This is a genomic window from Xanthobacter nonsaccharivorans, assembly GCF_043194755.2.
Lineage (GTDB): Bacteria > Pseudomonadota > Alphaproteobacteria > Rhizobiales > Xanthobacteraceae > Xanthobacter > Xanthobacter autotrophicus_G.
The window spans coordinates 2,338,031-2,363,878 of sequence record NZ_CM195526.1 but is presented as its reverse complement, the minus strand read 5'-3'; the positions used below and the strand labels follow the sequence as shown (position 1 = coordinate 2,363,878).

At 69.2% G+C, this 25,848-nt stretch carries 29 protein-coding genes and 1 riboswitch; of the genes, 18 read left to right on the top strand and 11 right to left on the bottom strand.

Going from position 1 to position 25,848, the window contains the following annotated elements; translation table 11 throughout:
* Positions 1 to 3: 3 nt before the first annotated feature.
* Together greA and uppP are read right to left on the bottom strand one after the other, a co-directional pair.
* Positions 4 to 480 (bottom strand): transcription elongation factor GreA, encoded by a 477-nt coding sequence (greA, locus tag V5F59_RS10820; protein ID WP_393977203.1) that lies wholly within the window; start codon positions 478 to 480, stop codon positions 4 to 6.
* Between the two features lie 252 nt (positions 481 to 732).
* Positions 733 to 1,605, bottom strand: coding sequence for an undecaprenyl-diphosphatase UppP (gene uppP / locus V5F59_RS10815; RefSeq protein ID WP_393977201.1), 873 nt, complete (start codon positions 1,603 to 1,605; stop codon positions 733 to 735).
* Positions 1,606 to 2,065: 460 nt separating this feature from the next.
* Between uppP and hflK the strand changes: the two genes are divergently transcribed.
* The 3 genes from hflK to V5F59_RS10800 are packed head-to-tail and all read left to right on the top strand — an operon-like array spanning position 2,066 to position 5,100.
* Positions 2,066 to 3,127 (top strand): FtsH protease activity modulator HflK, encoded by a 1,062-nt coding sequence (hflK, locus tag V5F59_RS10810; RefSeq protein ID WP_393977199.1) that lies wholly within the window; start codon positions 2,066 to 2,068, stop codon positions 3,125 to 3,127.
* Positions 3,124 to 4,050 carry a protease modulator HflC gene (hflC, locus tag V5F59_RS10805; protein WP_393977197.1) on the top strand — a complete coding sequence of 309 codons (927 nt, stop codon included), beginning with the start codon at positions 3,124 to 3,126 and terminating at the stop codon, positions 4,048 to 4,050. Before hflK ends, hflC begins: the two co-directional genes overlap by 4 nt.
* 48 nt (positions 4,051 to 4,098) lie before the next feature.
* Positions 4,099 to 5,100 carry a YjbE family putative metal transport protein gene (locus V5F59_RS10800; RefSeq protein WP_393977195.1) on the top strand — a complete coding sequence of 334 codons (1,002 nt, stop codon included), beginning with the start codon at positions 4,099 to 4,101 and terminating at the stop codon, positions 5,098 to 5,100.
* A gap of 163 nt (positions 5,101 to 5,263) precedes the next feature.
* Here V5F59_RS10800 and V5F59_RS10795 read toward each other — a convergent pair whose 3' ends face one another.
* From V5F59_RS10795 to V5F59_RS10785, 3 genes are all read right to left on the bottom strand, one after another.
* A complete protein-coding gene (locus tag V5F59_RS10795) occupies positions 5,264 to 5,404 on the bottom strand; it encodes a hypothetical protein (RefSeq protein ID WP_393977193.1) in 141 nt (46 codons plus the stop codon).
* A 245-nt stretch (positions 5,405 to 5,649) separates the two neighbouring features.
* Positions 5,650 to 6,222: a GNAT family N-acetyltransferase gene (locus V5F59_RS10790; protein WP_393977191.1), complete on the bottom strand. Its 573-nt coding sequence runs from the start codon at positions 6,220 to 6,222 to the stop codon at positions 5,650 to 5,652.
* 23 nt (positions 6,223 to 6,245) lie between these two features.
* Positions 6,246 to 8,603, bottom strand: coding sequence for an Orn/Lys/Arg family decarboxylase (locus V5F59_RS10785; protein ID WP_393977189.1), 2,358 nt, complete (start codon positions 8,601 to 8,603; stop codon positions 6,246 to 6,248).
* A 320-nt stretch (positions 8,604 to 8,923) separates the two neighbouring features.
* Positions 8,924 to 9,031, top strand: a riboswitch (SAM-I-IV-variant riboswitch).
* A gap of 49 nt (positions 9,032 to 9,080) precedes the next feature.
* Here V5F59_RS10785 and V5F59_RS10780 point away from each other — a divergent pair.
* From V5F59_RS10780 to V5F59_RS10760, 5 genes are all read left to right on the top strand, one after another.
* Positions 9,081 to 10,160, top strand: a complete 1,080-nt coding sequence (locus V5F59_RS10780) for a threonine aldolase family protein (protein ID WP_393977187.1) — start codon at positions 9,081 to 9,083, stop codon at positions 10,158 to 10,160.
* Positions 10,161 to 10,351: 191 nt separating this feature from the next.
* Entirely contained in the window at positions 10,352 to 12,070 is a 1,719-nt protein-coding gene (locus V5F59_RS10775) for a thiamine pyrophosphate-binding protein (protein WP_393977185.1), read from the top strand.
* A 13-nt stretch (positions 12,071 to 12,083) separates the two neighbouring features.
* On the top strand, positions 12,084 to 12,635 hold the full coding sequence (locus tag V5F59_RS10770; RefSeq protein ID WP_393977183.1) for a carboxymuconolactone decarboxylase family protein: 552 nt from the start codon (positions 12,084 to 12,086) through the stop codon (positions 12,633 to 12,635).
* A gap of 1 nt (position 12,636) precedes the next feature.
* Entirely contained in the window at positions 12,637 to 13,131 is a 495-nt protein-coding gene (locus tag V5F59_RS10765) for a DUF2938 family protein (protein ID WP_393977181.1), read from the top strand.
* A 150-nt stretch (positions 13,132 to 13,281) separates the two neighbouring features.
* Positions 13,282 to 14,064, top strand: coding sequence for a bestrophin-like domain (locus V5F59_RS10760; RefSeq protein ID WP_393977179.1), 783 nt, complete (start codon positions 13,282 to 13,284; stop codon positions 14,062 to 14,064).
* A gap of 81 nt (positions 14,065 to 14,145) precedes the next feature.
* On the opposite strand, the gene V5F59_RS10755 is transcribed toward V5F59_RS10760, so the two are convergent.
* From V5F59_RS10755 to V5F59_RS10745, 3 genes are all read right to left on the bottom strand, one after another.
* Positions 14,146 to 14,502: an STAS domain-containing protein gene (locus V5F59_RS10755; RefSeq protein WP_393977177.1), complete on the bottom strand. Its 357-nt coding sequence runs from the start codon at positions 14,500 to 14,502 to the stop codon at positions 14,146 to 14,148.
* Between the two features lie 146 nt (positions 14,503 to 14,648).
* On the bottom strand, positions 14,649 to 14,876 hold the full coding sequence (locus V5F59_RS10750; protein WP_393977175.1) for an FmdB family zinc ribbon protein: 228 nt from the start codon (positions 14,874 to 14,876) through the stop codon (positions 14,649 to 14,651).
* 156 nt (positions 14,877 to 15,032) lie between these two features.
* Positions 15,033 to 15,860 carry an indole-3-glycerol phosphate synthase TrpC gene (locus V5F59_RS10745; RefSeq protein WP_393977173.1) on the bottom strand — a complete coding sequence of 276 codons (828 nt, stop codon included), beginning with the start codon at positions 15,858 to 15,860 and terminating at the stop codon, positions 15,033 to 15,035.
* Positions 15,861 to 16,032: 172 nt separating this feature from the next.
* On the opposite strand from V5F59_RS10745, the gene V5F59_RS10740 reads away from it, so the two are divergent.
* The 3 genes from V5F59_RS10740 (at position 16,033) to V5F59_RS10730 (ending at position 17,749) form a co-directional block, all read left to right on the top strand.
* A complete protein-coding gene (locus V5F59_RS10740; RefSeq protein WP_393977171.1) occupies positions 16,033 to 16,365 on the top strand; it encodes a monooxygenase system ferredoxin subunit in 333 nt (110 codons plus the stop codon).
* A 206-nt stretch (positions 16,366 to 16,571) separates the two neighbouring features.
* Positions 16,572 to 17,249, top strand: coding sequence for an SDR family NAD(P)-dependent oxidoreductase (locus V5F59_RS10735; protein WP_393978563.1), 678 nt, complete (start codon positions 16,572 to 16,574; stop codon positions 17,247 to 17,249).
* 212 nt (positions 17,250 to 17,461) lie between these two features.
* On the top strand, positions 17,462 to 17,749 hold the full coding sequence (locus V5F59_RS10730; RefSeq protein ID WP_393977169.1) for a transcriptional regulator: 288 nt from the start codon (positions 17,462 to 17,464) through the stop codon (positions 17,747 to 17,749).
* A gap of 313 nt (positions 17,750 to 18,062) precedes the next feature.
* Here the strand turns inward: V5F59_RS10730 and V5F59_RS10725 are convergent, their stop codons facing one another.
* Genes V5F59_RS10725 through V5F59_RS10715 form a run of 3 tightly spaced genes read right to left on the bottom strand, consistent with a single transcriptional unit; the run spans position 18,063 to position 20,256 of the window.
* A complete protein-coding gene (locus V5F59_RS10725) occupies positions 18,063 to 18,728 on the bottom strand; it encodes an O-methyltransferase (protein WP_393977167.1) in 666 nt (221 codons plus the stop codon).
* Between the two features lie 35 nt (positions 18,729 to 18,763).
* Complete coding sequence (locus tag V5F59_RS10720) at positions 18,764 to 19,195, bottom strand: DUF6163 family protein (protein ID WP_393977165.1); 432 nt, start codon at positions 19,193 to 19,195, stop codon at positions 18,764 to 18,766.
* Positions 19,192 to 20,256 carry an enoyl-CoA hydratase/isomerase family protein gene (locus tag V5F59_RS10715; RefSeq protein ID WP_393977163.1) on the bottom strand — a complete coding sequence of 355 codons (1,065 nt, stop codon included), beginning with the start codon at positions 20,254 to 20,256 and terminating at the stop codon, positions 19,192 to 19,194. Before V5F59_RS10715 ends, V5F59_RS10720 begins: the two co-directional genes overlap by 4 nt.
* A gap of 241 nt (positions 20,257 to 20,497) precedes the next feature.
* Between V5F59_RS10715 and hemB the strand changes: the two genes are divergently transcribed.
* The 7 genes from hemB to V5F59_RS10680 all read left to right on the top strand — a co-directional run bounded on the left by hemB (position 20,498) and on the right by V5F59_RS10680 (position 25,799).
* Positions 20,498 to 21,556: a porphobilinogen synthase gene (gene hemB, locus V5F59_RS10710; protein ID WP_393977161.1), complete on the top strand. Its 1,059-nt coding sequence runs from the start codon at positions 20,498 to 20,500 to the stop codon at positions 21,554 to 21,556.
* A gap of 146 nt (positions 21,557 to 21,702) precedes the next feature.
* The gene (locus V5F59_RS10705) at positions 21,703 to 22,986 is read left to right on the top strand and encodes a threonine ammonia-lyase (RefSeq protein ID WP_393977159.1); all 1,284 of its coding nucleotides are present in this window, start codon (positions 21,703 to 21,705) and stop codon (positions 22,984 to 22,986) included.
* A gap of 91 nt (positions 22,987 to 23,077) precedes the next feature.
* Positions 23,078 to 23,332: a type II toxin-antitoxin system RelE/ParE family toxin gene (locus V5F59_RS10700; RefSeq protein WP_509211219.1), complete on the top strand. Its 255-nt coding sequence runs from the start codon at positions 23,078 to 23,080 to the stop codon at positions 23,330 to 23,332.
* Between the two features lie 7 nt (positions 23,333 to 23,339).
* Positions 23,340 to 23,648, top strand: a complete 309-nt coding sequence (locus tag V5F59_RS10695; RefSeq protein WP_393977157.1) for a HigA family addiction module antitoxin — start codon at positions 23,340 to 23,342, stop codon at positions 23,646 to 23,648.
* Positions 23,649 to 23,712: 64 nt separating this feature from the next.
* Positions 23,713 to 24,258 carry an RDD family protein gene (locus tag V5F59_RS10690; protein WP_393977155.1) on the top strand — a complete coding sequence of 182 codons (546 nt, stop codon included), beginning with the start codon at positions 23,713 to 23,715 and terminating at the stop codon, positions 24,256 to 24,258.
* An 81-nt stretch (positions 24,259 to 24,339) separates the two neighbouring features.
* Entirely contained in the window at positions 24,340 to 25,089 is a 750-nt protein-coding gene (locus V5F59_RS10685; protein ID WP_393977153.1) for an arginyltransferase, read from the top strand.
* Positions 25,090 to 25,121: 32 nt separating this feature from the next.
* Positions 25,122 to 25,799, top strand: coding sequence for a MarC family protein (locus tag V5F59_RS10680; protein WP_393977151.1), 678 nt, complete (start codon positions 25,122 to 25,124; stop codon positions 25,797 to 25,799).
* Positions 25,800 to 25,848: the final 49 nt, after the last annotated feature.

Sequence of the window (25,848 nt, the reverse complement as noted above, 5' to 3'; positions counted from 1 at the left end):
GCTTCAGGTGATCTCCACCACTTCCACCTCGCGACCGGCCACCAGCGCCACGTCGCCGATCTCCTTGCCCATGACGGCGATGGCCAGCGGCGAGACATAGGAGACCGAACCCGTGGCCGGGTCTGCCTCATCCTCGCCGACAATGCGGAACGTCTGGCGGCGGCCATCCGCACGGTCGAGGGTAACGGTAACGCCGAACTGCACCGTGCGAGGGTTGGGAAGGCTCTCGATCAATTGGGCGGTGGCCCGGCGGGCGCTGTAATAGCGCAGGTCCCGTGTTGCCCGCGCCATCGCGGTGCGGTCGGCCTGCACATCGCCCGTCTGCGCCGCCCCATAGGCCGCCCGCGCCTCCGCCAGGGCGGCATCCAGCGCAGCAAGGCCAGTCGCCGTCACCAGATTGGGATGGGGCGAGATCGGCCGGTCCGGCAGGTCGGCGGCGGTCGCTTCGAGGTCGTTTTCGCGCGTGAAGGCGACGGACATGTGGTGCGGGTTCCAGATGGCAAGAGCGGAAGTGTCCCGCAGCGGTGTGACCAAACCGGGACACGTCAAAAAACCGCCCCGGTGACCGGAAGTGATCACCGGGGCAGGCGCATCATGCCATGCCTCAGAACGGGATTGGAAATCCACGGCGGGGCGTATCCCCTCGCCGCCACCACTCTCGCGCCCTCACGGGGCAACCCTTCACCTGACAGCATGAGATGAGGGGAAGCTCCGGGCGCGTGAGGATCCCGCTCAGGACATCACCCCGGTCGCCACTGCGACGAGCAGGAAGGCGCCCATGGCGATACGGTAGATGACGAAGGGCCAGGCCGACAGCCGCTCCATCACCTTCATCAAGGCCCAGATGGCGACGAAGGCGGACAGGGAGGCCGTCACCAGCCCGGCGCCGAGCACTTCCCAGCCCTGGGCGTCAAGGCCGGCCTGATGCAGCACCAGCAATTCCTTCACGCCGGCGGCGAAGATCGCCGGCAGGCCGAGCAGGAAGGAAAACCGGGCCGCATCCTCGCGCTTCAGCCCCAGGAACATGGCTGCGGTGAGCGTGGAGCCGGAACGCGAAACGCCGGGGATCAGCGCGCCCACCTGGGCAAGGCCGACCACCATGGCGTCGGGCAGGCCGATCTGCGCGAACGTGCGGATGTGGCGGCTGGTCAGCTCGGCGACGGCGAGGAGCAGGCCCATGACGAGGCTGGCGGCGCCGATCACCCACAGTTCGCGGAACGAGGACCCGCACGCGTTCAGCTTGTCCTTCAGCAACACGCCGGCGATGACGATCGGAAGCGTGCCGAGAATGATGCCCAGCACCGTTCTTGGGGCATGGGCGCCGAAGTCCCTCGTCCGGATGGCCTGCACCGAGCCGCATGCGAGCGCGCGCAGATCACTCCAGAAATAGGTCACCACCGCGAACAAGGCCGCGAGCTGCATGGCTGCCGAGAAAGCGGAGCCGGGGTCCGGCCACCCGAGCACCGCCGGGACGATGCGCATGTGCGCCGTCGAGGAGATGGGCAAAAGCTCGGTGATGCCCTGAACGACGCCGAGGACCGCAACCTTGGTGGAGCCGAGGGCGACGAACCCCGTGTCCACCCCGCTCGTGCAGACGCTGGCCATGATGTCGAATTCCAATTTCAGTGAGAAGGAGGCGTTCCGCCTGCCGATGTGCCCTCACGCTGCGGCGCGGTGCGACATGGCATCCCTGAGTATCCGTTTCGCGCCGTCGCCGGAACCGCGCAGGGTGCGCGTTGTCAGCGCAGTAGCGTTGCGGCAGCTGGGCAAGGCACCGCCGTGATGCCCTTCGAGATGCAGGACCTTGCGGAGCGGCACCCACTCGACACGAGCCGCGTCACGAACATTTAATCCACAGCCGCTCCACCCATAACGCGCTGAATACACGAGATAATTTCAAAATTCTCTGAGCCCGGCGACGATGCGCGACATGTCGCACTCCGTTCAAATTGGAAAAATTGCCGATAGAGACCTAGCTCTAATAATATTATTCATCTTCGCACCAAGGCGAAGCATACATTACTTACGGTAATCTAGAAAATTACCTGACCTGAGGTCAGCCTGCATGGCGAACATCGACGCCGAATCGCGCGGCGAAAACAGCGGCCGGCGCGCCGGAGGGGCGGAACCTTTCGAGGGATTGGCACGGGACCAGGTCTCCGAGATGCTGCGCCTGCCGCATTTCGGGCCCAAGGGCGTCTTGGTGGCCGCAGGCCTTCTCGTTTTCCTCTGGGCGGCGAGCGGCTTCTACAGGGTCCAGCCCGACGAGCAGGGGATCGTGCTGCGCTTTGGCAAATGGGTTTCAACGCAGGCGTCCGGCATTCACTATCACTGGCCCTATCCCATCGAGACGATCCTCCTCCCCAAGACGACGCAAGTGAATCAGCTGGTCCTCGGCACGCGGGACGGCCGGCGCGAACGCAGCCAGATCCTGACCGGGGACGAGAACATCGTCGAGGCGGACTGCGTGGTGTTCTGGCGCATCCGCGATGCGGGGCAGTATCTGTTCAAGGTCGCGGACGCGGAAGGCACGCTCCGGGTGGCTGCCGAAAGCGCCCTGCGTGAGGTCATCGGGCAGAATCCCATCCAGGCGGCACTCTCGGACAAGCGCCAGCAGATCGCCCAGCAGACAGAGGTCGTCCTGCAGCGCCTGCTGGACAAGTATGAGGCCGGCATCATCATCACCCAGGTGCAGCTGCTGCGCATAGATCCGCCTTCCGCCGTGATCGACGCCTTCAACGACGTGCAGCGCGCCCGTGCCGACCAGGAGCGGGCGCGGAATGAGGCCGAGGCCTATCGCAACGACATTCTTCCCCGCGCCCGCGGCGAGGCCGAGCACATCGTGCAGGAGGCGGAAGCCTACGGCGAGCAGGTGGTGGACCTGGCGCGCGGCGAGGCCCAGAGCTTTCTCGCCGTGGAGGCCGCCTATGAACGGCACAAGGACGTGACCATGCGACGGCTCTATCTCGAAAGCGTGGACGAGGTGCTGAAGCATTCCGGCCGGGTGATCGTGGACATGTCCGCCCACGGGAGCAGCATCGTGCCCTATCTGCCCCTCGCCGAGGCCGCATCGAAGCCGGCCCCGGCCGCCACCCCGGAGCCCCCCGTCGCAGGAGCTGCAAAGTGAGGCGCGTCGGTCTCATCGCGCTGGCCGCCGTCGCCGTGCTGGTCGCGGTGGCTACCTCCTTCGCCTTCACGGTGGAGGAAACGCAGAGGGCGCTGGTGGTGCGTCTCGGCATGCCGCTCGCGGTCCATGACGATCCCGGCCTCTACTTCAAGGTTCCGTTCATCGACACGGTGATCTTCTTCGAGCGGCGGCTCATCTCCCTGGAACCGCCGGCCGAGCAGATCATCATGGGCGACCAGAAGCGCATCGAGGCGAGCACCTACACGCGGTTCCGCATCAGCGATCCCCTCGCCTTCTACCGGGCGGTGGGCGGCATCGAGCAGGGCCAGTCGCGTCTCGCGCAGATCGTCAACTCGGCGGTGCGCCGGCAACTCGGCCAGGCGAAGCTGGTGGATCTCCTTTCGGCCGAGCGGGACCGGATCATCGACCAGATCCGCGCCCAGGTGATCGAGCGCAGCCTGTCGCTCGGCGTGGATGTGGTGGAGGTGCGCCTGCTGAGGGCGGACCTGCCGGCCGAGACCAGCCAGGCCATCTACGACCGCATGAAGTCGGAGCGCCAGCGCGAGGCCAAGGAGCTGCGCGCGCAGGGCTTTGAATGGGCGCAGGAGATCCAGGCCCGCGCTGACCGCCAGAAGACGGTCATCCTCGCGGAAGCGCAGCAGAAGGCCAAGATCGCCAGAGGCGAGGCGGACGCGACGGCATCCCAGATCCTCGGCGACGCCTATGATCGCAGTCCCACGTTCTACACCTTCCTGCGGACCCAGCAGACCTATCGCCAGACGCTGGCCGGGGCCTCTCCCATGCTGCTGCTGTCGCCGGACGTGGATTTTCTCGGCGCCTTGACACATGGGCCCGCCCTCGCGGCCGCGGCTGGCGAGAAGACCAGGGTGGCCGGGCAGGGCGACGGCGATGTGAAGCGTTGATCGCCGTGGCCGGCCACACCGCAATCCGATCTTAGAGGACGCATCTCAATGGATCTCGGCGCTGACCTCTCATGGTTCGGCACTAGTCTGAAGATCTTCTTCATCGACATCCTGCTCAGCGGCGATAACGCTTTGCTCATCGCCCTCGCCTGCCGCAGCCTGCCGGCATCCCAGGTGCCGCGGGCGGTTGCGCTCGGCGCCGCGGGGGCGATCTTCTTCCGGCTGATCATCGCGGCCCTTGCGGGGACGCTGCTGGTCATCCCCATGTTGAAGATCGCCGGCGGGGTGCTGCTGCTGATCATCGCGATCAACCTCCTTGCCGGGGAGTATCGGCGACGACGGGAGGGCGAGGGAGAAGACCGGCGGATCGAGCTCGACCCGGCCATTGCCGACGGCACCGGCTTCCTCGGCGCCGCCCTGCTCATCCTGATCGCCGATGCGATCATGAGCCTCGACAACGTGGTGGCCCTCGCGGCGGTCTCGGAGGGTCACCTGACTTATCTCGTGGGCGGGGTGCTGTTCTCGGTGCCGCTGATCTTCTTCGGAAGCTTCGTGATGGCCCAGGCGATGAAGCAATTTCCCGCGCTCATCCTGATGGGTGCCGCCTTTCTAGGCTGGATCTCAGGAAGCCTGATCGCGTCCGATCCCCTGTGGTCCGGGTGGATCAACACGAATGCCGAAGCCCTCACCGTGCTGTTGCCGCTTGCAGCCGCGTTCTTCGTCGTGGTCGAAGCTCGGATCACGGCGGAGGCAAGACATGCCCTTGCCGGCGGGGGGGCGGCTCCGGTTCCGCTGAAACGCGGGGCGCAGCCTCTCGAGAGCCCCCCGGTCACCGCGCCCGTCGCGTCCCCCCCTCGGAAGATCGAGGCGGCCGCGACCTCGATTCCCGCGGGACCTGTCCTGCAGGCCGGCGCCCCCCGCGCACGACCGTCGGCCGACGCAAACGCGACGGATGGTGACCGGCTGGTCATGGCGGGATTGATCGGCCTGTGCGTGGTCGTGGCGGTGGTCATGTTCAGCGTGGTGGTCCTCACCAGCCATGTCGGGTGACCTCAGCCCCCTCCCCCGCTTCAATCGGCGCCAACCGTGATGGCGATGAGCGAGGTGGAAGCGAGCAGACGCGACGCAAGGCGAGAAGCTGCTCGCCCAAGGCTATGCCCGTGCGGTTGGGGGTCTGGGAATGGCGTCCGTTGCCCATGAAGAGGCGGGCCGCCTAGTCGGCCAGGATGGCCGGGGCACCGATGCCGAACAGGCCGATGCCCTCCGCCCCGCGCAGCAGCTCGACCGCCGCGGCGAGGGCCGGCCTGTTCTCCGGGGCCGTGACCTCCATGCCGAGGATGTGCCTGTCGCGCACGAAGGAGCATGATTTGGGCGATCTGCGCGGAGATTGCGGCGCTCGGATCCAATCCTGCCGTCATGCTCCGCCTGGTCCGGGGCATCCACTCCGCCGTGCCGGTGCGCTCCAAGCCCAGCCACCGGCCCGGCCGCTGAGTGGATCGCCCGGACGCGCCGGGCGATGGCGGCCGCGCGGGCGTTCCATGAGGAGCGGTCGAGCCCCGCCGCGATTGACCGGGCCTTCACGCCCCCTTCCCCGCGCCCTCAGCGGGTGGACAGGGGCGGCGGGGGCGGCGGCGTGGTGGCGCCGGGGCCGAGGGAGCGCTGGACCATCACGCTGTCGGACCAGCGCCCGTAGCGGTAGGCGACACCGGGCAGAAGCCCCACCCGCACGAAGCCGAAGCGCTCGTGCAGGGCGAGGGAGGCGGCGTTGTCGGCATCGATGTAGCCGATCATCTGCCGGAACCCGGCCGCGGCGCAGGCGTCGATGAGCCCGCGCATGAGCCGGCTGCCCACCCCCCGCCCCACATAAGCGTGATGCACGTAGATGGAGTGCTTCACGCTGTAGCGGTAGGCGGGGCGCTTGCGGAACAGCACCACATAGGCATAGCCCACCACCTCATCGTCCAGGGTTGCGACGATGTGGGGGAGGCGACGGCTCTTCAGGTTCTTGCGGCGCTCGCGCAGGTCGTCCGGCTCGGGAGTGCCATCGTCGTCCACCCCCTCCTCCACCCCGCGGCGGATGTGCCGGCGATAGATCGCCAGCATGGCGTCCACATCCGTGTCCCGCGAGGGGCGGATGACGACCCTGCTGTCCTGCATGCTCTCCTGTTCCATGACCTGATCCGAACGTCCCCGTCCTATTCCGCGACCACGTAGGTGTGGAGCCGCACGCGGCCCGCCTCGTCCGTCTCGCGATAGACGCCCTGGATTTCCACGTCAAAGCCGGGGAAGGTGTTGAAGCACGCCTCGAACATCTTGAGATAGTCGATCATGGGCTTGGCCCGCTCGGTCAGGCGCTCGCCCGGGACGATGGTGGCGATGCCCGGCGGATAGACCACGAAGGGGGTGGTGGCGATGCGGCCGGCGATGGCGTCGATGGGCAGATAGTCCACGTCGTTGCGCACCAGGCAGCGCGCCGCGTCGTGGGGCGACAGCGCGATGTCCGGCAGGTGCTCCGCGGAGAACTGCATGGCCTGCAGCGCGCTGACATTCGCGGCGCGGAAGAAGCGGTGCATGTCGCCGCACAGATCGCGCAGCCGCACCCCGGCATAGCGCGCCGGCCGCCGGCGATAGAATTCCGGAATGGCCTCCTCCAGCAGCGCATTGTCGTCGTGCAGCTTCTTGAAGGCGACGAGGCCCGAGATGAGCGTGCCGGCCTTCGACGCCTCGACCCCCGGGGTGAGCAGGAAGAGCAGGGAGTTGAGGTCGTTCTTCTCCGCCACGATGCGGTTCTCGCGCAGATATTGCGCCACCACGGGGGCCGGAATGCCGTGCTCCCCATAGCCGCCGCTCGCCCGGTCGAAGCCGGGGGTGAGGAGCGTCAGCTTGTTGGGGTCGGTCATGGCGAAGCCCGGCTCCATGCGGTCAAAGCCGTGCCATGCCGCCCCCGGCGTGAGATGCCAGAAGGCGGGATTGGTGGCGAGCTGGTCGGTGGAGACGCTTTCCCACGGCACCTCGTGCACCGCGCCGGGGCTCGACACATCGGGGATCGCCACCCGGTCGGGCACGAACGGCTCGAAGAACCAGCGCCGCTCGGGCCTGAGCTCCTTCTCCTCGAACTCGCGCCGCACCGCGCGGATCTTCTTCCTCAGCTCGATGCCAAGACGGATGGTGTCGTCCCACAGCACCTCGCCCGAGCGGCCCTTCATCATCTGCGCGCCCACGTCGAGGGAGGCGAACAGGGGATAGAAGGGCGAGGTGGAGGCGTGCTGCATGAAGCTCTCGTTGAAGCGCCGGTGCTCCACGCGCCGCTTCTGGCCGGTGATGTGCCGGTCCTTCATGTGGATCTGCGAGGCCTGGGAGAAGCTCGCCAGCTGCTTATGGGTGGACTGGGTGGCGATGATGCCGGGGGCATCGGGGCCGAGGTCCTTCAGCCCCATGGCGAAGCGCCCGGCATAAAGCGGGTGGAACTTCATGAAGCCGGCCCAGGCCTCGTCGAACAGGATGTAATCGGCAAGGTGCCCGATGGCACTCAGGATCATGTCGGCGCTGTGGATGGTGCCGTCATAGGTGCACTGCTCCACCACCGCCACGCGGAACGGGCGCGGCTTCTTCCACGCCTCCGGGTCCTTCACGAGCGGATGGGTGCGGATGCGCTCGCGCAGCGCCTGCTCATCGAACGCGGCGTAGTCCATGGGGCCGATGAGGCCATAGGCATTGCGCACGGTGGGCAGATAGAGCGGGATGCCGCCGGAGATCATCAGCGCGCCGTGATGGGCGGCCTTGTGGTTGTTGCGGTCGAACAGCACGAGGTCGCCGTCGGTGACGAGGGCGGAGAGCGCCACCTTGTTGGAGGTGGAGGTGCCGTTGAGCACGAAATAGGTCTTCTCGGCGCCGAAGATCTTCGCCGCCTCCTTCTGCGCCGCCAGCGCCGGGCCCTCGTGGGTCAGGAGGTCGCCGAGGTCGAGCACGGAATTGTCCAGGTCGTCGCGGAACACCGCCTCGCCCAGATGCTCCATGAACACCCGGCCGATGGGGCTGCGGGAGTAGAAGACGCCGCCGTTGTGCCCCGGGCAGGTCCACAGCTGGTTGCCTTCCTCGGCATAGTCCACCAGCGCGCCGAAGAAGGGTGTCTTCAGCGTCTCGGCATATTGCTTGAGGCGGCTGATGAGGTTGCGGGCGATGAAGGTGGGCGTCTCCTCGGAAAGGAAGACGTAGCCGTCGATGAAGTCCAGCACCTCCACCGGCACGTCCTCGAGGCGCTTCCTGCGGATGAGGAGGATGATGGGGAAGTCGAGGCCGCGCCGGCGCATCAGGTTGATGAGGGAGGCGGTCTTGCCCTCGAGCCCCTTCTTGCCCCAGTCCACCATCATGCAGCCGATGGCGGCGTCGGTCTGGACCGAGATTTCCGCGTCTTCCAGATTGCGGGCGCGCACCACCTCGAAGCCGGAGCGCTCGATCTCCGTGACGATCTGGTTGAGGCGCGCCCCCTCCAGGTCGTCCGCGTCGAAGGCCGGCGTCGCGAAGAGGAAGGTGAAGCGTCGGAAATAGTCCATGGGCCACCCGCGTTAGAGCGCGATTCCCCCTGGATGCGGGCGGATCGCCTCTGGTCTGCGCGGAGGTGTCCACGGGTTCTATGACAGGGCGACGACACTCTCGCCCATGGCACCGCAGGCGGGCCGAGCCCCGGCGACGGCGGCGGCAAGGAGACGGGGGCGCAGCTTCAGGGCGAGCATCCAGCGTGAAGGCATCATCAGGCCGGCCATCCGCCGCGCGGCGTGGGGCGGCGCTTGCGCGGGGATGATCCGCGATGTCCGGACCGCGCCCCCGAAGCCGGCCCGCCGGGTTGCGCCTTTTCCACCTCGGGCCTAAGGATGGGCAGCATCAAGAGTTGGGCTGACGCCCAACGCCAACCTGCTCTCCCGGGCAAGGTGGCGGCCCCGGCGAGGGGGATGTGGCCGAACCGGCAAACATCGGGCAAAGCCATGCGTCAGATTCCGCGCCCGATGCGCCCTGAACCGGAACCTGCGCCCATGAGCTCCACTCTGCCCCCCGCCCCCGCCATGCCTGCCCCCGCCCAGCAGTTCGCGAGCGACAATTACGCCGGCGTATGCCCCGAGGCGTGGCAGGCCATGGCGGAGGCCAATCCCGGCTCCGCCCCCGCCTATGGCGACGACATCTGGACCGAGCGTGCCGCCGACGCCTTCCGCGCCCTATTCGAGACGGATTGCGAGGTGTTCTTCGCCTTCAACGGCACGGCGGCCAATTCGCTCGCCCTCGCCTCGCTCTGCCAGTCCTATCACAGCGTGATCTGCTCGGCCCTCGCCCATGTGGAGACCGATGAATGCGGCGCGCCGGAGTTCTTCTCCAACGGCTCGAAGCTGCTCACCGCCGCCACCGAGGACGGCAAGCTGACGCCCGAGGCGATTCACGCCCTCACCGCCAACCGGCGGGACATCCATTTCCCCAAGCCGCGGGTGGTCACCATCACCCAGCCCACCGAGACCGGCCAGCTCTACAGCCGCGACGAGATCCTGGCGATTTCCGCCGTGTGCAGGGACCTCGGCCTCAGCCTGCACATGGATGGCGCCCGCTTCGCCAACGCCTGCGCGGCCCTCGGCGCCAGCCCGGCGGACCTCACCTGGCGGGCGGGCGTGGATGTGCTGTGCTTCGGCGGCACCAAGAACGGCATGGCCGTGGGCGAGGCCATCCTGTTCTTCAACCGCGCCCAGGCGGAGGATTTCGACTACCGCTGCAAGCAGGCGGGGCAGCTCGCCTCCAAGATGCGCTTCCTGTCCGCGCCCTGGGTGCGGATGCTGGAGAGCGGTGCGTGGCTGCGCAATGCCGCCCACGCCAACGCCTGCGCCCGCCATTTCGCCGGACGGGCGGCATCGCTGCCGCGCGTGGAGCTGGTGTTCCCGGTCTGCGCCAATGCCGTGTTCCTGCGCCTGCCGGCGGCCGTGACCGACGCCCTGCGCGCCAGGGGCTGGCGCTTCTACACCTTCATCGGCGACGCGGCGCGCTTCATGTTCGGCTGGGACGCGGACCTGCGCAACGTGGATGCGTTGGCGGACGACATCGCCGCGGCGGCCGCGGCATCGAGCCAGCCCTGAACAGGCTGGAGGGCGTTTCACCCATCCCGGGGAGCCGCGCTGCGGTCCCGATGATCGGACCGCGCTCCGGCGTCACACGCGCGAACCTGTTGGCGAGCCATCATCGCCGGTTGAAGCCCGCTGCCCGGCAGGCTTAGCTTCCCCTTGGGGACTCGCTCTCCGCCACCGTCCAGACACGGAATGCGACAGACATGATTGGCACCGACTACATCCTGCGCGCGCTTGTCGCCGACGGCATCGGCCACCTGTTCATGGTGCCGGGCGGGCTCGTCGATCCCTTCCTGCCGGCGCTCGACCGAACCCCCGGCCTCGTGCCGGTGGTCGCCGCGCACGAGGGGGGCGCGGCCTATATGGCGGACGGCTACGCCCGCGCCAGCGGCACGTTCGGCGCCTGCATGTGCATCGGCGGGCCGGGCGCCACCAACACGGTCACGGCGCTTTCCGCCGCGCAGTCGGACCTCTCCCCCGTCCTGCTGCTGAGCGGCGAGGTGGCGAACTATGCGCAGGGCCTCGGCCTGTTCCAGGATGCCACCGCCGGCACCTTCAACGACAGCCTCGTGCTGGCACCGGTGACCGCCGAATCCTACAGCGTTCCGGATGTACGCGCCCTGCCGCGCGCCCTGAGCGGCGCGGTGAAGCGCATGCTCGACGGCGCCCGCGCGCCGGTGCACCTCTCCATTCCCCACGACGTGCAGGTGGGCACCGTGGACGCGGAGCCTGCCGCCCTTTCCGCCGGCATCCTCCGCTCCCAACCGCTGGACATCGAGGCGGCGGCCGGGCTGTGGAGGCTGCTGGGGAGCGCCGGGCCGGCGCCGCGCGTCGCGATCCTGGCGGGCGGCGGCATCATCGCCGACGACGCGGCGGCGGCCCTGGTGGAGGCGGCGGAGCGGTTCCACATCCCGGTCGCCACCACCGAGCATTCCAAGGGCCTGTTCCCGGAGGATCATCCCCTCTCCCTCGGCGTGTTCGGCTATGCCGGCAGCCCGCAGGCGACCGACGCGCTGCTTGCCAGCGACCTCGACCTCCTCATCGTGCTGGGCGCGACGCTGAACGTGCGCGATTCCATGTACTGGTCGGGCCAGCTGAACCCCCGGCTGGGCGTGCTCTCGGTGAATGTCTCCGCGGTCCATGTGGGGTGCCACGACGGCGACGAGACGTTCGTGGGCGGGCACGGCGGCGCTTTCGCCCGCTGGCTCGCCCGGGCCGGCGAGGCGGAGGCCGCGCCGCTGGCCGCCGGCGTCGAGGCCCGCCGGGCCTGGATGAGCGCCGTGCGGACCAAGCCCCGCTTCTATGACGAGGCCAATGCCGCCAGCGCGCAGGTGCCCATCCATCCGGCCCGCCTGATCCGCGAGACGCGCAAGGCCATGCCGCGCGACACCATCGCCCTGGTGGACAGCGGCGCCCACCGCGCCTTCGCCGTGCATTATTGGGAGAGCTACGCGCCGCGCACCTTCCTCACCGCCTCCGGCCTCGGCCCCATGGGCTGGGCGATCCCCGCCGGCATCGGCGCCAAGGCCGCGCGGCCGGACGCCCCGGTGGTGGTCTTCACCGGGGACGGCTGCATGCGCATGCACGGCATGGAGGTGCAGAGCGCCGCGCGCAACGGCCTGCCGGTGATCTACGTGGTGAGCAACAACCAGGCCCTCGGCAACGTGTGGCTGCGCGTCCACGGCGAGGGGCCGACCCCCGCCCGCGTCACCGAGGCGCCGGACCAGGACTGGGCCGCCTTCGCCCGCGCCCTCGGGGCGGAGGGGGAGACGGTGCGCACCGCCGACGCCATCGGCCCTGCCCTGCAAAAGGCCCTGGCCTCCGGCCGCACCACGGTGATCGACGTGAAGACCGAGCGCGCCGCGCCCACCCCCATCGAGCCTTATGCCGCCGCCGCCGCAGCCTATTCCTACCACGCGTGAGGGAGCCGAGCGCATGGCCAGCCTTCCCGATCCCACCGCGACGCTCACCGGCGCCGGCCGGGCCATCTATGAGGACATCCTCGCCCGCCGGCAGGCCAAGGGGGTGGACCATCTCGGCCCCTACATTCCCTTGCTGAACCATCCGCAGTTGGCCCGCCTCATCGAGCAGCTGGGCTATTTCTACAAATATGACTCCGCTTTGCCCCGCGACGCCTACCAGCTGGTGGTGCTGATCCTCGCCGCCCGCTCCGGCGTCACCTTCGTGTGGGACGACCATGTGGCGGCGGCGCGCGCGGCCGGGCTGCCGGAAGCCGTCATCGACGCCGTGAAGACCGCCGGCGGCGCGCCCTCCGCCCCCCTGCCGGCGCCGTTCGACACCGTCGCAGGCCTTGCGGACGCGGCCTTCGCCTTCCGCTCCATCCCGGAGGCATTGCAGGCCCAGGCCATTTCCCGCTTCGGCGTGACCGGGCTGCTGGAGCTCGTCACCCTCTGCGGGTTCTACACCATGATGGGCATGGTGAACGCCTGCTTCGACGTGCCCCTGCCCCACCGCAAGGAAAGCTGAGATGCTCGCGCTCGAAATCCTCGTGGTCGGCCTGATCGGGACAGCCGTCCTGGACATCTGGCAGCGCATCTACGAGCGCATCGCCGGCCTGCCGCCGTCCAACTGGGGCATGATCGGGCGGTGGGTCGGCCATTTCCCAGAGGGCGAGTTCACCCAGCCTGACATCGGCAAGGCCGCCCCGGTGCCGAACGAGGTGCCTCTCGGCTGGCTGGTCCATTATGTGGTGGGCATCGGCTATGCCGCCGTCTACCTCATCCTCATGCGCTTCGTGTTCCACGCACCGCCGAGCCTTGCGTCCGCGCTGCTTTTCGGCGCGCTTTCGGTGAGCGTGACCTGGTTCGTCATGGAGCCGGTGCTCGGCGCCGGCGCGCTGGCAAGCCGGGTTCCCGCCGATATTCGCACCAGGGTGATGGCGCAGGACTTCACCAGCCATCTCTCCATCGGCTTCGGCATCTGGCTCGGCACCAAGGTTGCGCTGCGCCTATACGGGATGTGACGGCGCGGCTGGCCTCTTGTCGCGCGGCGCCATGCACCGTCGCGGCATCAGGCCGATGCCGCTTGCCACGTCGGACCAGGGATGCGAGGCAGCGCGTCCAGGGCGGCGCTTGCCGTCGTGGTCCGGCACGTCTTCGGAAGCGGGTGTTCCATGAGTTCCATCCTCGCAGGCTTCCTGTCCCTCCTCGCCATCTGCGGCGGTGCGGTGATCGGCCTCTGGCTCGCGCCCAAGCTGCCGGAGCATCACCTCACCGGCGAGACGGGAACAGCCGTGTCGGTCTCCATGGCGGTGGTCGGCACGCTGGCGGCGCTCGTGCTCGGCCTCATGGTGAACAGCGCCAGCTCCTCCTTCAGCGCGCGCACCACGGCCATCGAGGCGCTGGCGGCCGACATCATCAAGCTCAACCGGGTGCTGTTGTCCTACGGCTCGGAGACGGCCGAGGCGCGGGGCCACCTCATGGCCTACGCCAAGGCCAAGGCCGACGAGATCGCCAGGCCCGCCTCGGAGGTGGACGAAGTGGGCGTGGACACGCTCCACCGGCTCGAAGCCCTCACTGAGGAGATCCTGCGCCTCACCCCCAGGACCGACCGCGAGCGCTATATCCAGGCCCGTGCCCTCACCCTTCTCGAGAACATGGTGGATGCCCGCTGGTCCCTGGTGGAGAAGAGCCGGATGGTGATGCCCGCGCCCTTCTTCGTGATGCTGGTGGCGTGGCTGTCGTTGCTGTTCGCGAGCTTCGGCCTGTTCGCGCCGAAGAATGCCACGGTGATGATCTTCCTGCTCCTCGGCGCCTCGGCCATCGCCGGGTGCGTGTTCATCATCCTGGAGCTGGGCTCGCCATCGCAGGGCCTCATCCGCCCGTCCGCCGACCCGCTCTACAAGGTGCTCCGCGAGCTGCTCATCACCCTGGCCCCGGCCGCCAGGCCCGCCTGACCGGACGCACGAAAGGCCGGGGCGGGGCAGTTGGCGCCCGGCCCGGCCTTTCAGGATGCAGTGTTTCCGGAAGAAGGGGGCTCAGCCCGCCGCGTCCGCCGGAAGACCCGCCAGCGCGAGGGCGTCCGCGCGCGTGGCGACGATGGAGGTGAGCTCGCCGACCCCGGTGGTCAGCAGCACCTTCTCCACCTGCGGGTCGGTGCCGAACAGGACCAGCTTGCCGCCCCGGCGATAGAGCGCCTTGGCATTGGCCAGCAGCAGGCGGATGCCGATGGAGGCGATGTAGGGCACGCCCGCCATGTCCACCAGCGCATGGGTGGCGTGGCTGGCGTGGGCGGTGAAGGCGGTCTCGATCTCCGCCGCGCCGGCGATATCGAGGCGGCCCTCCAGGGTGAGGAGAATCTGGCCGGGAGCGAGGGTCGCGGTTTCGAGCTTCATGGTCGCGGCGGTTCTCTGGAGAAGGGAGGGCAGGCATCATGCGGACGGGCGCATCCGCCATGTCGTGCGCTCTCTTCCCACTCCTGCTTTACAGTTTTGTGACAGGCCGCCGCGGGGACGGCCGGGGCTGCCGGTTCATGGCCTCGTCAACGCTTGCGTTCGGCCGCGCTGAAGTTGCTCAGGTGCCCCTCCCGCCCCGCCTGGGCGCGGGCCGACTGGATGATGGCCCGGGACTTTCCTTCCGGGGCGATTCGCGACATCTGCCGCTCCATCCGGGTGCCGCCGCAGCCGGGGCAGGCGGGGCTTTCCGACGCCCCGACAAGCAGTTCGACGTTATTGTCGCAATCTGGACAATGATAGCTGAAAAGCGGCACCGCCAAGCCTCCGTTGCTGCCACATCTTCCCCGGCACGGCGCCGCAGCTCCCTGGAAAGCCGCGGCAATCCGGCGCCGGACCGCGCTTGCGCGGCTGCCCCGTCGTCGCCCGGGACGGCCGCGCCCCTCTCCCAAGCAGGAACCGGGCCAGCCCGGTCAGGCCCCCTCGGCGAGGGTCTCGATGCCCAGGATCTGTTCCAGAACTCCGGCAGGATCGGCATCCTTCATCATCACGGTGCCCACCAGCATGGCCTTGGCCCCGGCCGCACCCAGGCGGTCGCGGTCCTGCGCCGTGGAAAGCCCGCCCTCGGCGACGGCGAACGCCTTCTCCGGCGGGATCAGCGGCAGCAAAGCCTCGCATGTTCCAGGGGTTAGCTCGAAAGTGTGGAGGTCGCGGCCGGTGACGCACAGAAGGTCCGCGCCGGCGGCGAGGGCCGCTTCCACCTCCTCCGGCGTATGGACCTCCACCAGCGCATCCATGGCGATGGACGCTGAACGTTCGCGGAATTCGGCAAGCTCAGGTCCGAGCAGCGCCGCAGAGAGCACCACCGCGTCCGCGCCCGATAGTCGCGCCTCGAGGATCTGGTAGATGTCGAAGATGATGTCGCGGGCAAGCAGGGGGATGCCCACCGCCCCGCGCACGGTGGCGAGGTCCGAATAGGAGCCGCGGAACGCCTGCCGCTCCACCGCCACCGAGAGGGCCGCCGCCCCCACCGCCTCGAAATCCTCGGCCAGCGGCTTGTAGGGCACCATGGTGCGGAAGGAGGGATCGAAGGGAGAGCCGCCCTTCAGCTCGGCGATCACGGCCGGCGCCCCGGCGGTCTTGTAGGCGGCGGCGAGGGCGCCGTGGAAGCCCAGGGTGCGGGGCATGTCGCCCACCTTGCCCTGGATCTGGCCGAGCGAGCGGCGGGCCTTGGCCTTGGCGATCTGGTCGAGACGCTGGGCGATGAACGGCTTGAGCCGGCTTCCCTCTGGCAGGATCATGAAACGAATGTCCGGGGTTTGGTACGGGAGATGCCCGACGCAAGAAACGCGCCGGACGGCGCCCCCTCCCCCGCGTCCCGGCGCACCTGCGGTTTTCGCCTCCTTCCCCCTTTCTCTTGCGGCCGGTTGCGGTGATCATGGGGGATATTTTTCGCACACGAGATTTTTCGAGATGTTCACCCGCGTCTGCAAAGCCGAGACCCTGGCTGAAGGGTGCTTCCGGCTGGTCATCGCCGACAGTCACCTCATCGTGCTCGCCTGGCCGGACAATGGCGAGGTGAAGGCCTTCCAGGGCGTGTGCCCTCATTCCAATGCGCCGCTCAACGAGGCAGACTTCGACGGCACGGTGCTCACCTGCCCGCTGCACAATTGGAAATGGGACCTCTCGTCCGGCGCCCCGGTGGAGCCGCAGGAGAGCGCCCTCGCCGAATATCCCGTGAAGATCGAGGACGGCGTCGTCTATATCGACACGGAAGGCGTCACGCCCCTCTTCGCCGCCCCCTGATCGCCACGCTCGGCGCGAACACTGCGCGGCGGGCGGGCGTATGGGGCGGGCGCGCGCCGGTCTTGCCGGATCGACGCCCGGTCCTGAAACCTTGCCGCCGCATGCCGCGAATATCCCTTTCAGGGGCGGCGCAAGGCGCAGCGCGGTGTTCCGCCGCGCCTTGCCCCCGCCCGAGCCGGAGCCATGCCGTGACCGAACAGACAGCCATGATCGTCGGGGCCGGAAAGGGCCTCAGCGCCGCCCTCGCCCGCCGCCTCGTGAAGGAGGGATTCCGCGTCGCCCTCGTGGCCCGGGACGTGGAGAAGCTCGCGCCTCTGGTGAAGGAGACCGGAGCGCGCGCCATCGCCGCCGACGCCCAGAACCCGCAGGCCATGGAGGCGGTGTTCGCCGAGGTGGATGCCGCCTTCGGCACCCCGGACCTGGTGGTGTTCAACGCCGCCATGCGCTACCGCGGGCCCATCGAGGTGCTGGACCCGGCGGACGTGATGGACAGCTATGCGGTGGGCGCCTTCGCCGGCTTCCTCACCGCCCAGGCGGCGGCCCGGCGCATGCTCCAGCGCGGCTCGGGCTCCATCTTCTTCACCGGCGCCACGGCGAGCGTGAAGTCCATGCCCCATTCGGTGCCCTTCGCCATGGCCAAGTTCGCCCTGCGCGCCCTCGCCCAGGGCCTCGCCCGCGAATTGTCGCCGCGCGGCATCCATGTGGCGCACTTCATCATCGATGGCGGCATCTCCTCCTCCTGGGCCACCGCCGGCGAGCCGGGGCCGCAGGACAAGTGGCTCGATCCCGACGCCATCGCCGACGCCTACCTCGCCCTGCACCGCCAGCACCGCTCCGCCTGGACCTGGGAGATGGAGCTGCGCCCGTGGGTGGAGAAGTTCTGAAGCGGACGGCACGGCCGGAAGCGTGACGCCGGGCGGCTGCGCCGCCGGCCCGAAGCGGCGCGCCCGGGCGCGAGACGTGGATGGGGGAGGCTTACCCTTCCTCTCCCCGGCCGCGGAGGTGCGGGACCGGCCCCCGCCTCCCGCCTCGCCCCTCCATTGAAGCCCTTGAGGCGGCGTGCCATTCTCCCGTCCCTGAGGACGGGAGGAAGAACTTGCCGAATTCCCTGGTAACAGGCCGCCAGATCAAGGCCGCGCGGGCGCTCGTGGCCTGGACCCGCGACGAGCTCGCGGAAAAGGCCGGCGTCACGGCGCAGACGGTCAAGGTGGTGGAGAAGGACGACGTGGTGCTGGAGGCCCTCGCCTCCACCCGGGCGCTGTTGTGCCGGGTGCTGGAAACGGCGGGCATCACCTTCCTGAATGGCGGCTCGGTCGGCGTGCAGGTGGTGCCCAGGGAAGAGGGCCTGCGCCCGGAAGACCTCAACGCCTCCAACGACGACTGAGAGACCCCATGATTCTCCACAAGATCGCGGCCCGGCACTATGTCGTCGTGGCCATCATCCTCATCGTCGCGGTGCTGGCCTATCTCGGCTCCTGGTCGTGAACTCGCCCCGCAGCCCGCACCGGTGACGGCGCGGCGCCTTCCGGAGCAGCATCTTTCGAACCTGCGGCACGATTTCCGTCGCGTTCTCGCCTATGCCCGGCCGGGTGCCGGGCATAGGGGCCGGCAGGCCGGGCCCGGCTCGAGCCTACGGAGCACCGGGCAAGCCCGGCCGCGACGACACGAGGCGTCGAGCCACCGCGAGAGGCGCCGCCTCACTCCACCATCATCAGCGCGAAGCCGTCATAGCCCTTGGCGCCCACCGTCTGCACGGCGGTGGCGGTGAGGCGCGGGTCGGCGCCGGCAAGGTCCAGCATGCGGCGCACCCCCGCCACATTGGCGTCGGCCCCGTCCGCATTCACCACCTTGCCGTCGCGCACCACGTTGTCGCACACGATCACCGTGCCCGGCCGCGACAGGCGCAGCGCCCAGGCGAGATAATCGGGATTGGACGGCTTGTCGGCATCGATGAAGATGAAGTCGAACGGGCCAAGGCCCTCCGCCTCCAGCTTCGGCAAGGTGTCGATGGCGCGGCCGACGCGCAGGTCCACCTTCCCGGCGACGCCCGCGCGCTGGAAATTGGCGCCCGCGACCTGCGCATGGTGGGCGTCCGCCTCCAGCGTCACCACCGTGCCGTCGGCCGGCACGGCGCGGGCGAGGAAGATGGTGGAATAGCCGCCGAGCGTGCCGATCTCCAGGATGCGCCGCGCCCCCGCCATGCGGGCGAACAGGTTCAGCATCTGCCCCTGCGCCGGCGAGACGTTGATGGCCGGAAGTCCCGCCTTCGTGCTCTCGGCGAGCACGTTCTCCAGCACCGGATCGGCCGGCAGGAGGCGCTCCACCAGATAGTCGTCCACCTGCGTCCACTGCGTCGCGCCCATGGGTCTCTCCCGCTGTCACGGTCAGTCGTTGCCGCTCAGTCCTGGTCGCTCTCCCGCGCCGCGCGGATGGAGAGCACCGCATAGCCCACCACCAGCGCCAGCTCCACGAGGGTGAAGAGCAGCAGCCGCGTCATCCCCGCCGGCGCCCAGGCGCCGAACGCCACCTGCGTCAGCGTCGCCAGCAGCCACAGCACCACCGCCCATCCCGCCCTGAGCCACAGGCCGACGCCGGCGATGGGATCGATGATGGCCGCCCAGATCACCGCCGCCTGCGCCGCCATGGGCATGGCCTCGAACCGGCTCTCCGGCCCGTCGCCAATGCCGAGAATCACCGCCCAGTGGATGATCCCCTCGAGGATGAGGAAGGCGGCCACCCCGCGCAGGAACAGGAAGAGCCGACGCCGCCAGGGCGTCATGTTCTCCCACTGGGCGCGGGCGCTGGCGTCGATGGGGTCGTAATGGCTCATGCGCCGGGGGCCAGAAGTTCCAGTTCGTCCGCGATGGGATCGAAATGCGCCGCGATCGCGGCGGGATCCACCTCTGCGAGGTGGGCGGGCTGCCATTTGGGGGCGTTGTCGCGGTCCACCAGCACCGCGCGCACGCCCTCGTAGAAATCATGCCCTGCCGCGACCCGCGTCACCACCCGGAATTCCAGCGTCAGGCACTGGCCGAGGGTGAGATGGGGTCCCCGCCGCATCTGCTCCATGGCGATGGAGAGGCTGGTGGGCGACTTGGTGCGCATGTCGGCGAGCAGTGCCGCGGCGAATTCCGCATGGGCGCCGCCCGCCCCGGCCGCAGCCGCCAGCGCCGCGAGAATGGCGGCAAGGTCGGGGCGGCCGAACACGTCGGCGATGAAGTCCGCCCGGTCGGCGAAGCTCGACGGGCCGGGCTCGATGCGATGGTCGGCGATGGTGCGCTCCACCTCGGCGCCGGCGACGAGGGCCTCCTCCAGCGCCGGGAAGGCGGCCGAGGGCACCACGTCGGTGGCGAGGCCGCAGGCATAGGCCTCGGCGGCGCGGACGCGGGTGCCGGTGAGCGCCAGGAACACCCCGAAGGCCCCCGGCAGGCGCGGCAGCACATGGGTGCCGCCCACGTCCGGGAACAGGCCGATGTTCACCTCCGGCATGGCGAACAGGTAGCGGTCGCCCACCACCCGGTGGCCGCCGTGGGCCGAAAGCCCGAAGCCGCCGCCCATGCAGATGCCGTCGATCAGCGCCACATAGGGCTTGGGGAAGGAGCCGATGTAGTCGTTGAGGACATATTCCTCGCGCCAGAAGTCCAGCGCCTCGCCCACCCGCCCGCTGCGGCCGAGATCATAGAGGGCGCGCACGTCGCCGCCGGCGCAGAAGGCCTTCTCGCCCGCGCCCTTGATGATGACGCGGGTGACGGCGGGGTCCTTCGCCCATTCGCGCAGGCGGGGCAGGATCTCGCGCACCATGGGGAGGTTCAGCGCATTGAGCGCCTTCGGCCGGTTGAGGGTGATGACGCCTGCGGCGCCCTTCACCTCGAGAAGAACCTCGCTCTCCATGGTCTGCCGTTTCCCCCGTTCCCGATGGTGCCGCTGAGCGGAGCGCCCCGGGCAGGGTTAGACGCGCCTCCGGCGAGCGTCAACGGCGCCGGCCTCCCGACGCGCCCTGACGCGCCGGCGCGTGGGAACGCCCGCCAGCGACCTTTTGGCCCGCCGGCCTCCCGCGCGGCGCGCGGCGGGTCTATAAACAGGCTCGGCGCCGGCCCCTTCCCCCCGGCCCCCACAGAAGAACGAGCGCATCATGCCCTTTTCGACGCCCCGCATCCGCCCCGTTTCCGACGCCGAAGCCCGCGCCCAGGGCCGCGGCGAGGGGCTTGGGCTCGTGCATCGCCCGCGTCGCAACCGCAAGACGGACTGGGCCCGCCGGCTGGTGCGCGAGACGACGCTGACCGTCGACGACCTCATCTGGCCGATCTTCATCATGAACGGAAAAGGTGAGCGGCAGGCCATCGCCTCCATGCCGGGCGTGGAGCGCCTCAGCGTGGACGAGGCGGTGCGCGCGGCCGAGGGGGCGGCGAAGCTCAAGATCCCCGCCCTCGCCATCTTCCCCTACGTGGACCCGACCCTGCGCGACCCCACCGGCAGCGAGGCGCTGAACAACAACAACCTCGTCTGCCAGGCCCTGCGCGCCATCAAGGCGGAGATCCCGGAGATCGGCCTCATCACCGACGTGGCCCTCGACCCCTTCACCAGCCACGGCCACGACGGCCTGCTGGAGGAGGACGGCCGCATCCTCAACGACGAGACGGTGGACATCCTGGTGCGCCAGGCCCTGGTACAGGCCGAGGCGGGGGCCGACGTGATCGCCCCCTCCGACATGATGGACGGCCGGGTGGGCGCCATCCGCGCCGGGCTCGACGCCGCCGGCTTCCAGGACGTGCAGATCATGTCCTATGCGGCCAAGTACGCCTCCGCCTTCTACGGCCCGTTCCGCGACGCCATCGGCACCGCCAAGACCCTCTCCGGCGACAAGCGCACCTACCAGATGGACCCCGGCAACGGGCTGGAAGCCATCCGCGAGGCCGCCCTCGACGTGGAGGAGGGCGCCGACATGCTCATGGTGAAGCCCGGCCTGCCCTATCTCGACATCGTGTGGCGGCTGAAGGAGGCCTTTGGCCTGCCCACCTTCGCCTATCAGGTGTCCGGCGAGTACGCGATGATCGAGGGCGCCATCCGCAACGGCTGGGTGGACGGGGACCGCATCGTTCCGGAGAGCCTGCTCGCCTTCAAGCGCGCGGGGGCGGACGGCATCCTCACCTATTTCGCCCCGCGCGTCGCCGAGCGCCTCGCCGCCGGCTGAGGCTCCCCGCGGACCGGGAAACGGGGGACGGCCGAGCGCCCCCCGCCATGGAACGGCAGGCGGGCCGGCGCGCGCGTGGCCGGTCCCAAAGGGCTCAGAGCAGCCGACAAGAAGCCCGGTCGACGGCCGGCGACCAAGGAGCATCCATGACCGAGCCAGCGTCGGCCCTCCCCCGGGGCGCCATCGGGGACGCCCCGTCCGGCGATCTGCCCGTCACCCTCGCCATGGTGGAGGCGGCGCGGCCGCTGGTTTCGGCCGCCGTGCTGCGCACCCCGCTGCTGCCGGCGCCGCGCCTGTCCGCCCTCACCGGGGCGGATGTGCATGTGAAATACGAGAATTTCCAGGTCACCGCCTCCTTCAAGGAGCGCGGCGCGCTGGTGAAGCTCGCCCGCCTGACGCCGGAGGAAGCGCGCCGCGGCGTCATCGCCATGTCGGCCGGCAACCATGCCCAGGCGGTGGCGCACCACGGCGCGCGGCTCGGCATCTCCACCGTCATCGTCATGCCGGAGACGACGCCGCAGGTGAAGGTGTCGGCCACCCAGGCCTTCGGCGCCGAGGTGGTGCTGTTCGGCGAGACGGTGGCCGATGCCTATGAGGAGGCCCAGCGCATCGCCCAGGCCCAGGGGCGCATCTTCGTCCATCCCTATGACGATGTGGACGTGATCGCCGGCCAGGGCTCGCTGGCGCTGGAGATGATCGAGGACGGGCCGGCCTTCGACGCCGTGCTGGTGCCCATCGGCGGCGGCGGGCTCATCGCCGGCATGGCGGTGGCCTTCGCCGGCCGCGCGCCGCAGACCGAGGTGGTGGGCGTGGAGACCCAGCTCTACCCCGCCATGTGGAGCGCCATGACCGGCGAGGCGCGCCCCTGCGGCGGGCCGACGCTGGCCGAGGGCATCGCCGTGCGCAACGTGGGCGAGATCACGGTGCAGATCGTGCGGCGGCTCGTCTCCAATGTGGTGCTGGTGGACGAGACGGCGCTGGAGCGCGCCGTCAACGCCTTCCTCATGCACCAGAAGACCCTTGCGGAAGGCGCCGGCGCCGCCGGCCTCGCCGCCCTGCTCAGCGAGCCGGAGCGCTTCCGCGGCAAGACGGTGGGCCTCGTCGTCTCCGGCGGCAACATCGACCCGCGCATGATCGCCGGCATCCTGCTGCGCGAGCTGGAGCGCGAGGAGCGGATCGTCTCCTTCCGCCTCACCATCCTCGACCGGCCGGGCATGCTGGGGCGCATCGCCACGCTGCTGGGCAAGCTTGGCGCCAACATCCTGGAGGTGCACCACCGCCGCACCTTCCTCGACGTGCCGGCCAAGGGCACCCGCCTCGACCTCACGGTGGAAACCCGCGACCAGGCCCATGCCGAGCTCATCCAGAAGGCGCTGGAGAGCGAGGGCCTGCCCGTGCAGCGGCTGGGGGCGGGCGGGGCGGACTGGTAGGGCGCAGGCCATTACCCGGGAGAGCCATTGGGTAGTACATTGGGTTGGGTTTGAATTCAGCTTTCGCGATGCGTGGCTGAGGTCCTTTTTCGTGGACGATGCCTATTCCCGGCATATTCCAGCAGACTTGGAGGATCGCCTTTTCCGCAAGCTTCAGGTGATCGACCACGCCACTACAGATCAAGACCTTCGCGTGCCGCCGAGCAATCATTTCGAGAAGCTGCGCGGCGCGGTGGAAGGGCTTCATTCCATCCGCGTGAACCATGAGTGGCGTCTGGTGTTTCGCTGGAATGGTGCGCGCGGCGAGGCGTCCGATGTCTATCTTGATGACCACGGCTACCGGTAGGTGATGCATGCTGATGACCAAGCGCAAGCCGGCAGGCGTCGGCGAGATCCTCGTGGAAGAGTTCATGCAGCCGCTCGGGCTCACGCAGGCGGCGCTGGCGGAGGCCATGGGCGTGCCGCGCAAGCATGTGAACGAGCTATGCAACGACCGGCGCGCCGTCACCGCCGCCACGGCGCTCATTCTTGCCCGCGTGTTCGGCAATAGCCCGGACTTCTGGCTCAACGTGCAGCGACGCACCGACCTGTGGCAGGTGATGAACTCGCCCGAGGAGCGAGCGCGGATCGAGCGTGCGCGCCCCATCGCGACCGCCGCATAGGCCTCCTCCCCTTGCGATGCCCGCTGTCTCCCACCACCTGAAGATGCGGAAGGAGCCCTGTGCCATGAGCTACGAGAGCGACACGTCCCGCGAGCCCCCGCGCCTTGGGTGGTCGGATGAGCCGCGTCCGCATGCGTTCGATCCGGTGACGCAGCCGGAATATTTCGAGGGCGTGCTCTCCCGCCGGCTGCTCGCCTGCCTGGTGGACGTGCTGATGATCATCGGCCCCATCGCGCTCGCCGCCGTGTTCATCTTCGTGTTCGGGCTGCTGACGCTGGGCCTGGGCTGGATGCTGTTCTTCCTGCTCAGCCCCGCCTTCTTCGTGTGGGCCATCCTCTACAACGCCCTCACCCTCGGCTCCCCGGCCTCGGCGACGCTGGGCATGCGACTCATGGAGCTGGAGATGCGCACCTGGTACGGCGCGCCCTGCTATTCGCTCCTCGGCGCGGTGCATGCGGTGCTGTTCTGGGTGTCCATTTCGGCTCTCACGCCGTTCGTGCTGCTGGTGCCCCTGTTCAACGACCGGCGCCGGCTGCTGCACGATTTCCTCGCCGGCACGGTGGTGGTGAACGCCCCCCAGCGGGCCGATGCGCTCAGGCGGCGGACCTGAATTTTCGGTGCGCCCGCCGCCTTCGCCTTTGACGCGCCCGCCCGCTGCGGCGATGCTGGTGTCACCTGAGGCAAGAGCATCGTGAGCGAGCACCCGCGCGATACACCGCAATTCTATCTTACCGCGCCCTCCCCCTGCCCCTACCTTCCGGGGCGGGAGGAACGGAAGGTGTTCACCCACCTCGTCGGCGACCGCGCGGCCGTGCTCAACGACGTGCTTACCCAGGGCGGGTTCCGGCGCAGCCAGTCCATCGCCTACCGGCCCGCCTGCGAGGGCTGCAAGGCCTGCGTCTCGGTGCGGATCGTGGTGGACGAGTTCAGGGAGGGGCGCAGCTTCCGCCGCGTCCGGGCCGAGAATGCGGACCTGATCGGCCAGCTGAAGCCGCCCACCCCCACGTCCGAGCAATACGCCCTGTTCCGCTCCTACGTCACCAGCCGCCACGGCACCGGCGGCATGGCCGACATGAGCGTGCTCGACTACGCCATGATGGTGGAGGACACCCACGTCCACACCCGTCTCGTGGAATATCGCAAGCGCGGGCCGGACACGCGGATCATCCCCCGCGCCGCGGGAGACCTGATGGCCGTGGCGCTCACCGACATCCTCTCCGACGGGCTGTCGATGGTCTATTCCTTCTACAATCCCCAGGCGGAGCATCGCTCGCTGGGCACCTTCCTCATCCTCGACCATGTGGCGCGGGCCAAGCAGATGGGACTGCCCTACGTCTATCTGGGCTATTGGGTTCAGGGCTCGCGCAAGATGGACTATAAACGCCGGTTCCTGCCGCAGGAGCGCCTGTCGCCCCACGGCTGGGAGCGGGAGGACAAATAACCCCCGCCCATCCGTGCGCCGGGGGGCACCGCATGAGCTACGCGACCAACGCGTTCAACATCTTCATTACGGTCTTCGCCGCCCTCTTCCCCATTGTGAACCCCCTCGGCGGGGCGCCGATCTTCCTGAATTTCGTCCGCCGCTGCTCTCCCGCCACGCGCGAGCAGCTGGCGCGCAGCGTCGCGGTCTACGGCTTCCTGCTGCTGCTGGGCTCGCTGATGGTGGGCGCGCAGGTGCTCCTGTTCTTCGGCATCAGCCTGCCGGTGCTGCGGGTGGCCGGCGGCGCGGTGGTCACCGCGGTCGGGTGGACCATGCTGCACCAGGGCGACGAGCCCTCCGACCGCACCGACAGCGAGGAGCTGGACGACAGCCGCGCCAGGAACCAGGCCTTCTATCCCCTCACCTTGCCGCTCACGGTGGGCCCCGGCTCCATCGCCACCACCATAGCGCTGGCGGCCAGCCACCAGCCCACCTGGCGGGTGGACCTGATCCAGTCCCTCTCCTCGCTGATCGGCGCGGTGGCCGGGCTGGTCGTCATCGCGATGACCGTCTATTTCGCCTTCCGCGAGGCGGCCACCATCGAACGGGTGCTGGGCAAGAACGGCACCAGCGTTCTGGTGCGCCTGTTCGCCTTCATCCTCTTCGCCATCGGCGTGCAGATCATGTGGCTCGGCCTGCACGACCTTCTCGCCAGTGTCCCGCGCGGCTAGGAACAGGTGGCCATCCGGCCCATGAGCCCCATGGGAGCGCGCCCCTCGC

Bases quoted from the DNA above. Each gene is read 5' to 3' on its own strand.
- V5F59_RS10740 (WP_393977171.1), top strand. From the start codon at position 16,033: ATGTTCACCCGCGTCTGCAAAGCCGAGACCCTGGCTGAAGGGTGCTTC.
- V5F59_RS10745 (WP_393977173.1), bottom strand. From the start codon at position 15,860: ATGATCCTGCCAGAGGGAAGCCGGCTCAAGCCGTTCATCGCCCAGCGT.
- V5F59_RS10775 (WP_393977185.1), top strand. From the start codon at position 10,352: ATGATTGGCACCGACTACATCCTGCGCGCGCTTGTCGCCGACGGCATC.
- V5F59_RS10715 (WP_393977163.1), bottom strand. From the start codon at position 20,256: ATGGAGAGCGAGGTTCTTCTCGAGGTGAAGGGCGCCGCAGGCGTCATC.
- V5F59_RS10785 (WP_393977189.1), bottom strand. From the start codon at position 8,603: ATGGACTATTTCCGACGCTTCACCTTCCTCTTCGCGACGCCGGCCTTC.
- V5F59_RS10690 (WP_393977155.1), top strand. From the start codon at position 23,713: ATGAGCTACGAGAGCGACACGTCCCGCGAGCCCCCGCGCCTTGGGTGG.
- V5F59_RS10725 (WP_393977167.1), bottom strand. From the start codon at position 18,728: ATGGGCGCGACGCAGTGGACGCAGGTGGACGACTATCTGGTGGAGCGC.
- uppP (WP_393977201.1), bottom strand. From the start codon at position 1,605: ATGGCCAGCGTCTGCACGAGCGGGGTGGACACGGGGTTCGTCGCCCTC.
- V5F59_RS10680 (WP_393977151.1), top strand. From the start codon at position 25,122: ATGAGCTACGCGACCAACGCGTTCAACATCTTCATTACGGTCTTCGCC.
- V5F59_RS10800 (WP_393977195.1), top strand. From the start codon at position 4,099: ATGGATCTCGGCGCTGACCTCTCATGGTTCGGCACTAGTCTGAAGATC.
- V5F59_RS10790 (WP_393977191.1), bottom strand. From the start codon at position 6,222: ATGGAACAGGAGAGCATGCAGGACAGCAGGGTCGTCATCCGCCCCTCG.
- V5F59_RS10720 (WP_393977165.1), bottom strand. From the start codon at position 19,195: ATGAGCCATTACGACCCCATCGACGCCAGCGCCCGCGCCCAGTGGGAG.
- V5F59_RS10780 (WP_393977187.1), top strand. From the start codon at position 9,081: ATGAGCTCCACTCTGCCCCCCGCCCCCGCCATGCCTGCCCCCGCCCAG.
- V5F59_RS10770 (WP_393977183.1), top strand. From the start codon at position 12,084: ATGGCCAGCCTTCCCGATCCCACCGCGACGCTCACCGGCGCCGGCCGG.
- V5F59_RS10705 (WP_393977159.1), top strand. From the start codon at position 21,703: ATGACCGAGCCAGCGTCGGCCCTCCCCCGGGGCGCCATCGGGGACGCC.
- greA (WP_393977203.1), bottom strand. From the start codon at position 480: ATGTCCGTCGCCTTCACGCGCGAAAACGACCTCGAAGCGACCGCCGCC.
- V5F59_RS10765 (WP_393977181.1), top strand. From the start codon at position 12,637: ATGCTCGCGCTCGAAATCCTCGTGGTCGGCCTGATCGGGACAGCCGTC.
- V5F59_RS10755 (WP_393977177.1), bottom strand. From the start codon at position 14,502: ATGAAGCTCGAAACCGCGACCCTCGCTCCCGGCCAGATTCTCCTCACC.
- V5F59_RS10760 (WP_393977179.1), top strand. From the start codon at position 13,282: ATGAGTTCCATCCTCGCAGGCTTCCTGTCCCTCCTCGCCATCTGCGGC.
- hflK (WP_393977199.1), top strand. From the start codon at position 2,066: ATGGCGAACATCGACGCCGAATCGCGCGGCGAAAACAGCGGCCGGCGC.
- hemB (WP_393977161.1), top strand. From the start codon at position 20,498: ATGCCCTTTTCGACGCCCCGCATCCGCCCCGTTTCCGACGCCGAAGCC.
- V5F59_RS10695 (WP_393977157.1), top strand. From the start codon at position 23,340: ATGCTGATGACCAAGCGCAAGCCGGCAGGCGTCGGCGAGATCCTCGTG.
- V5F59_RS10735 (WP_393978563.1), top strand. From the start codon at position 16,572: ATGATCGTCGGGGCCGGAAAGGGCCTCAGCGCCGCCCTCGCCCGCCGC.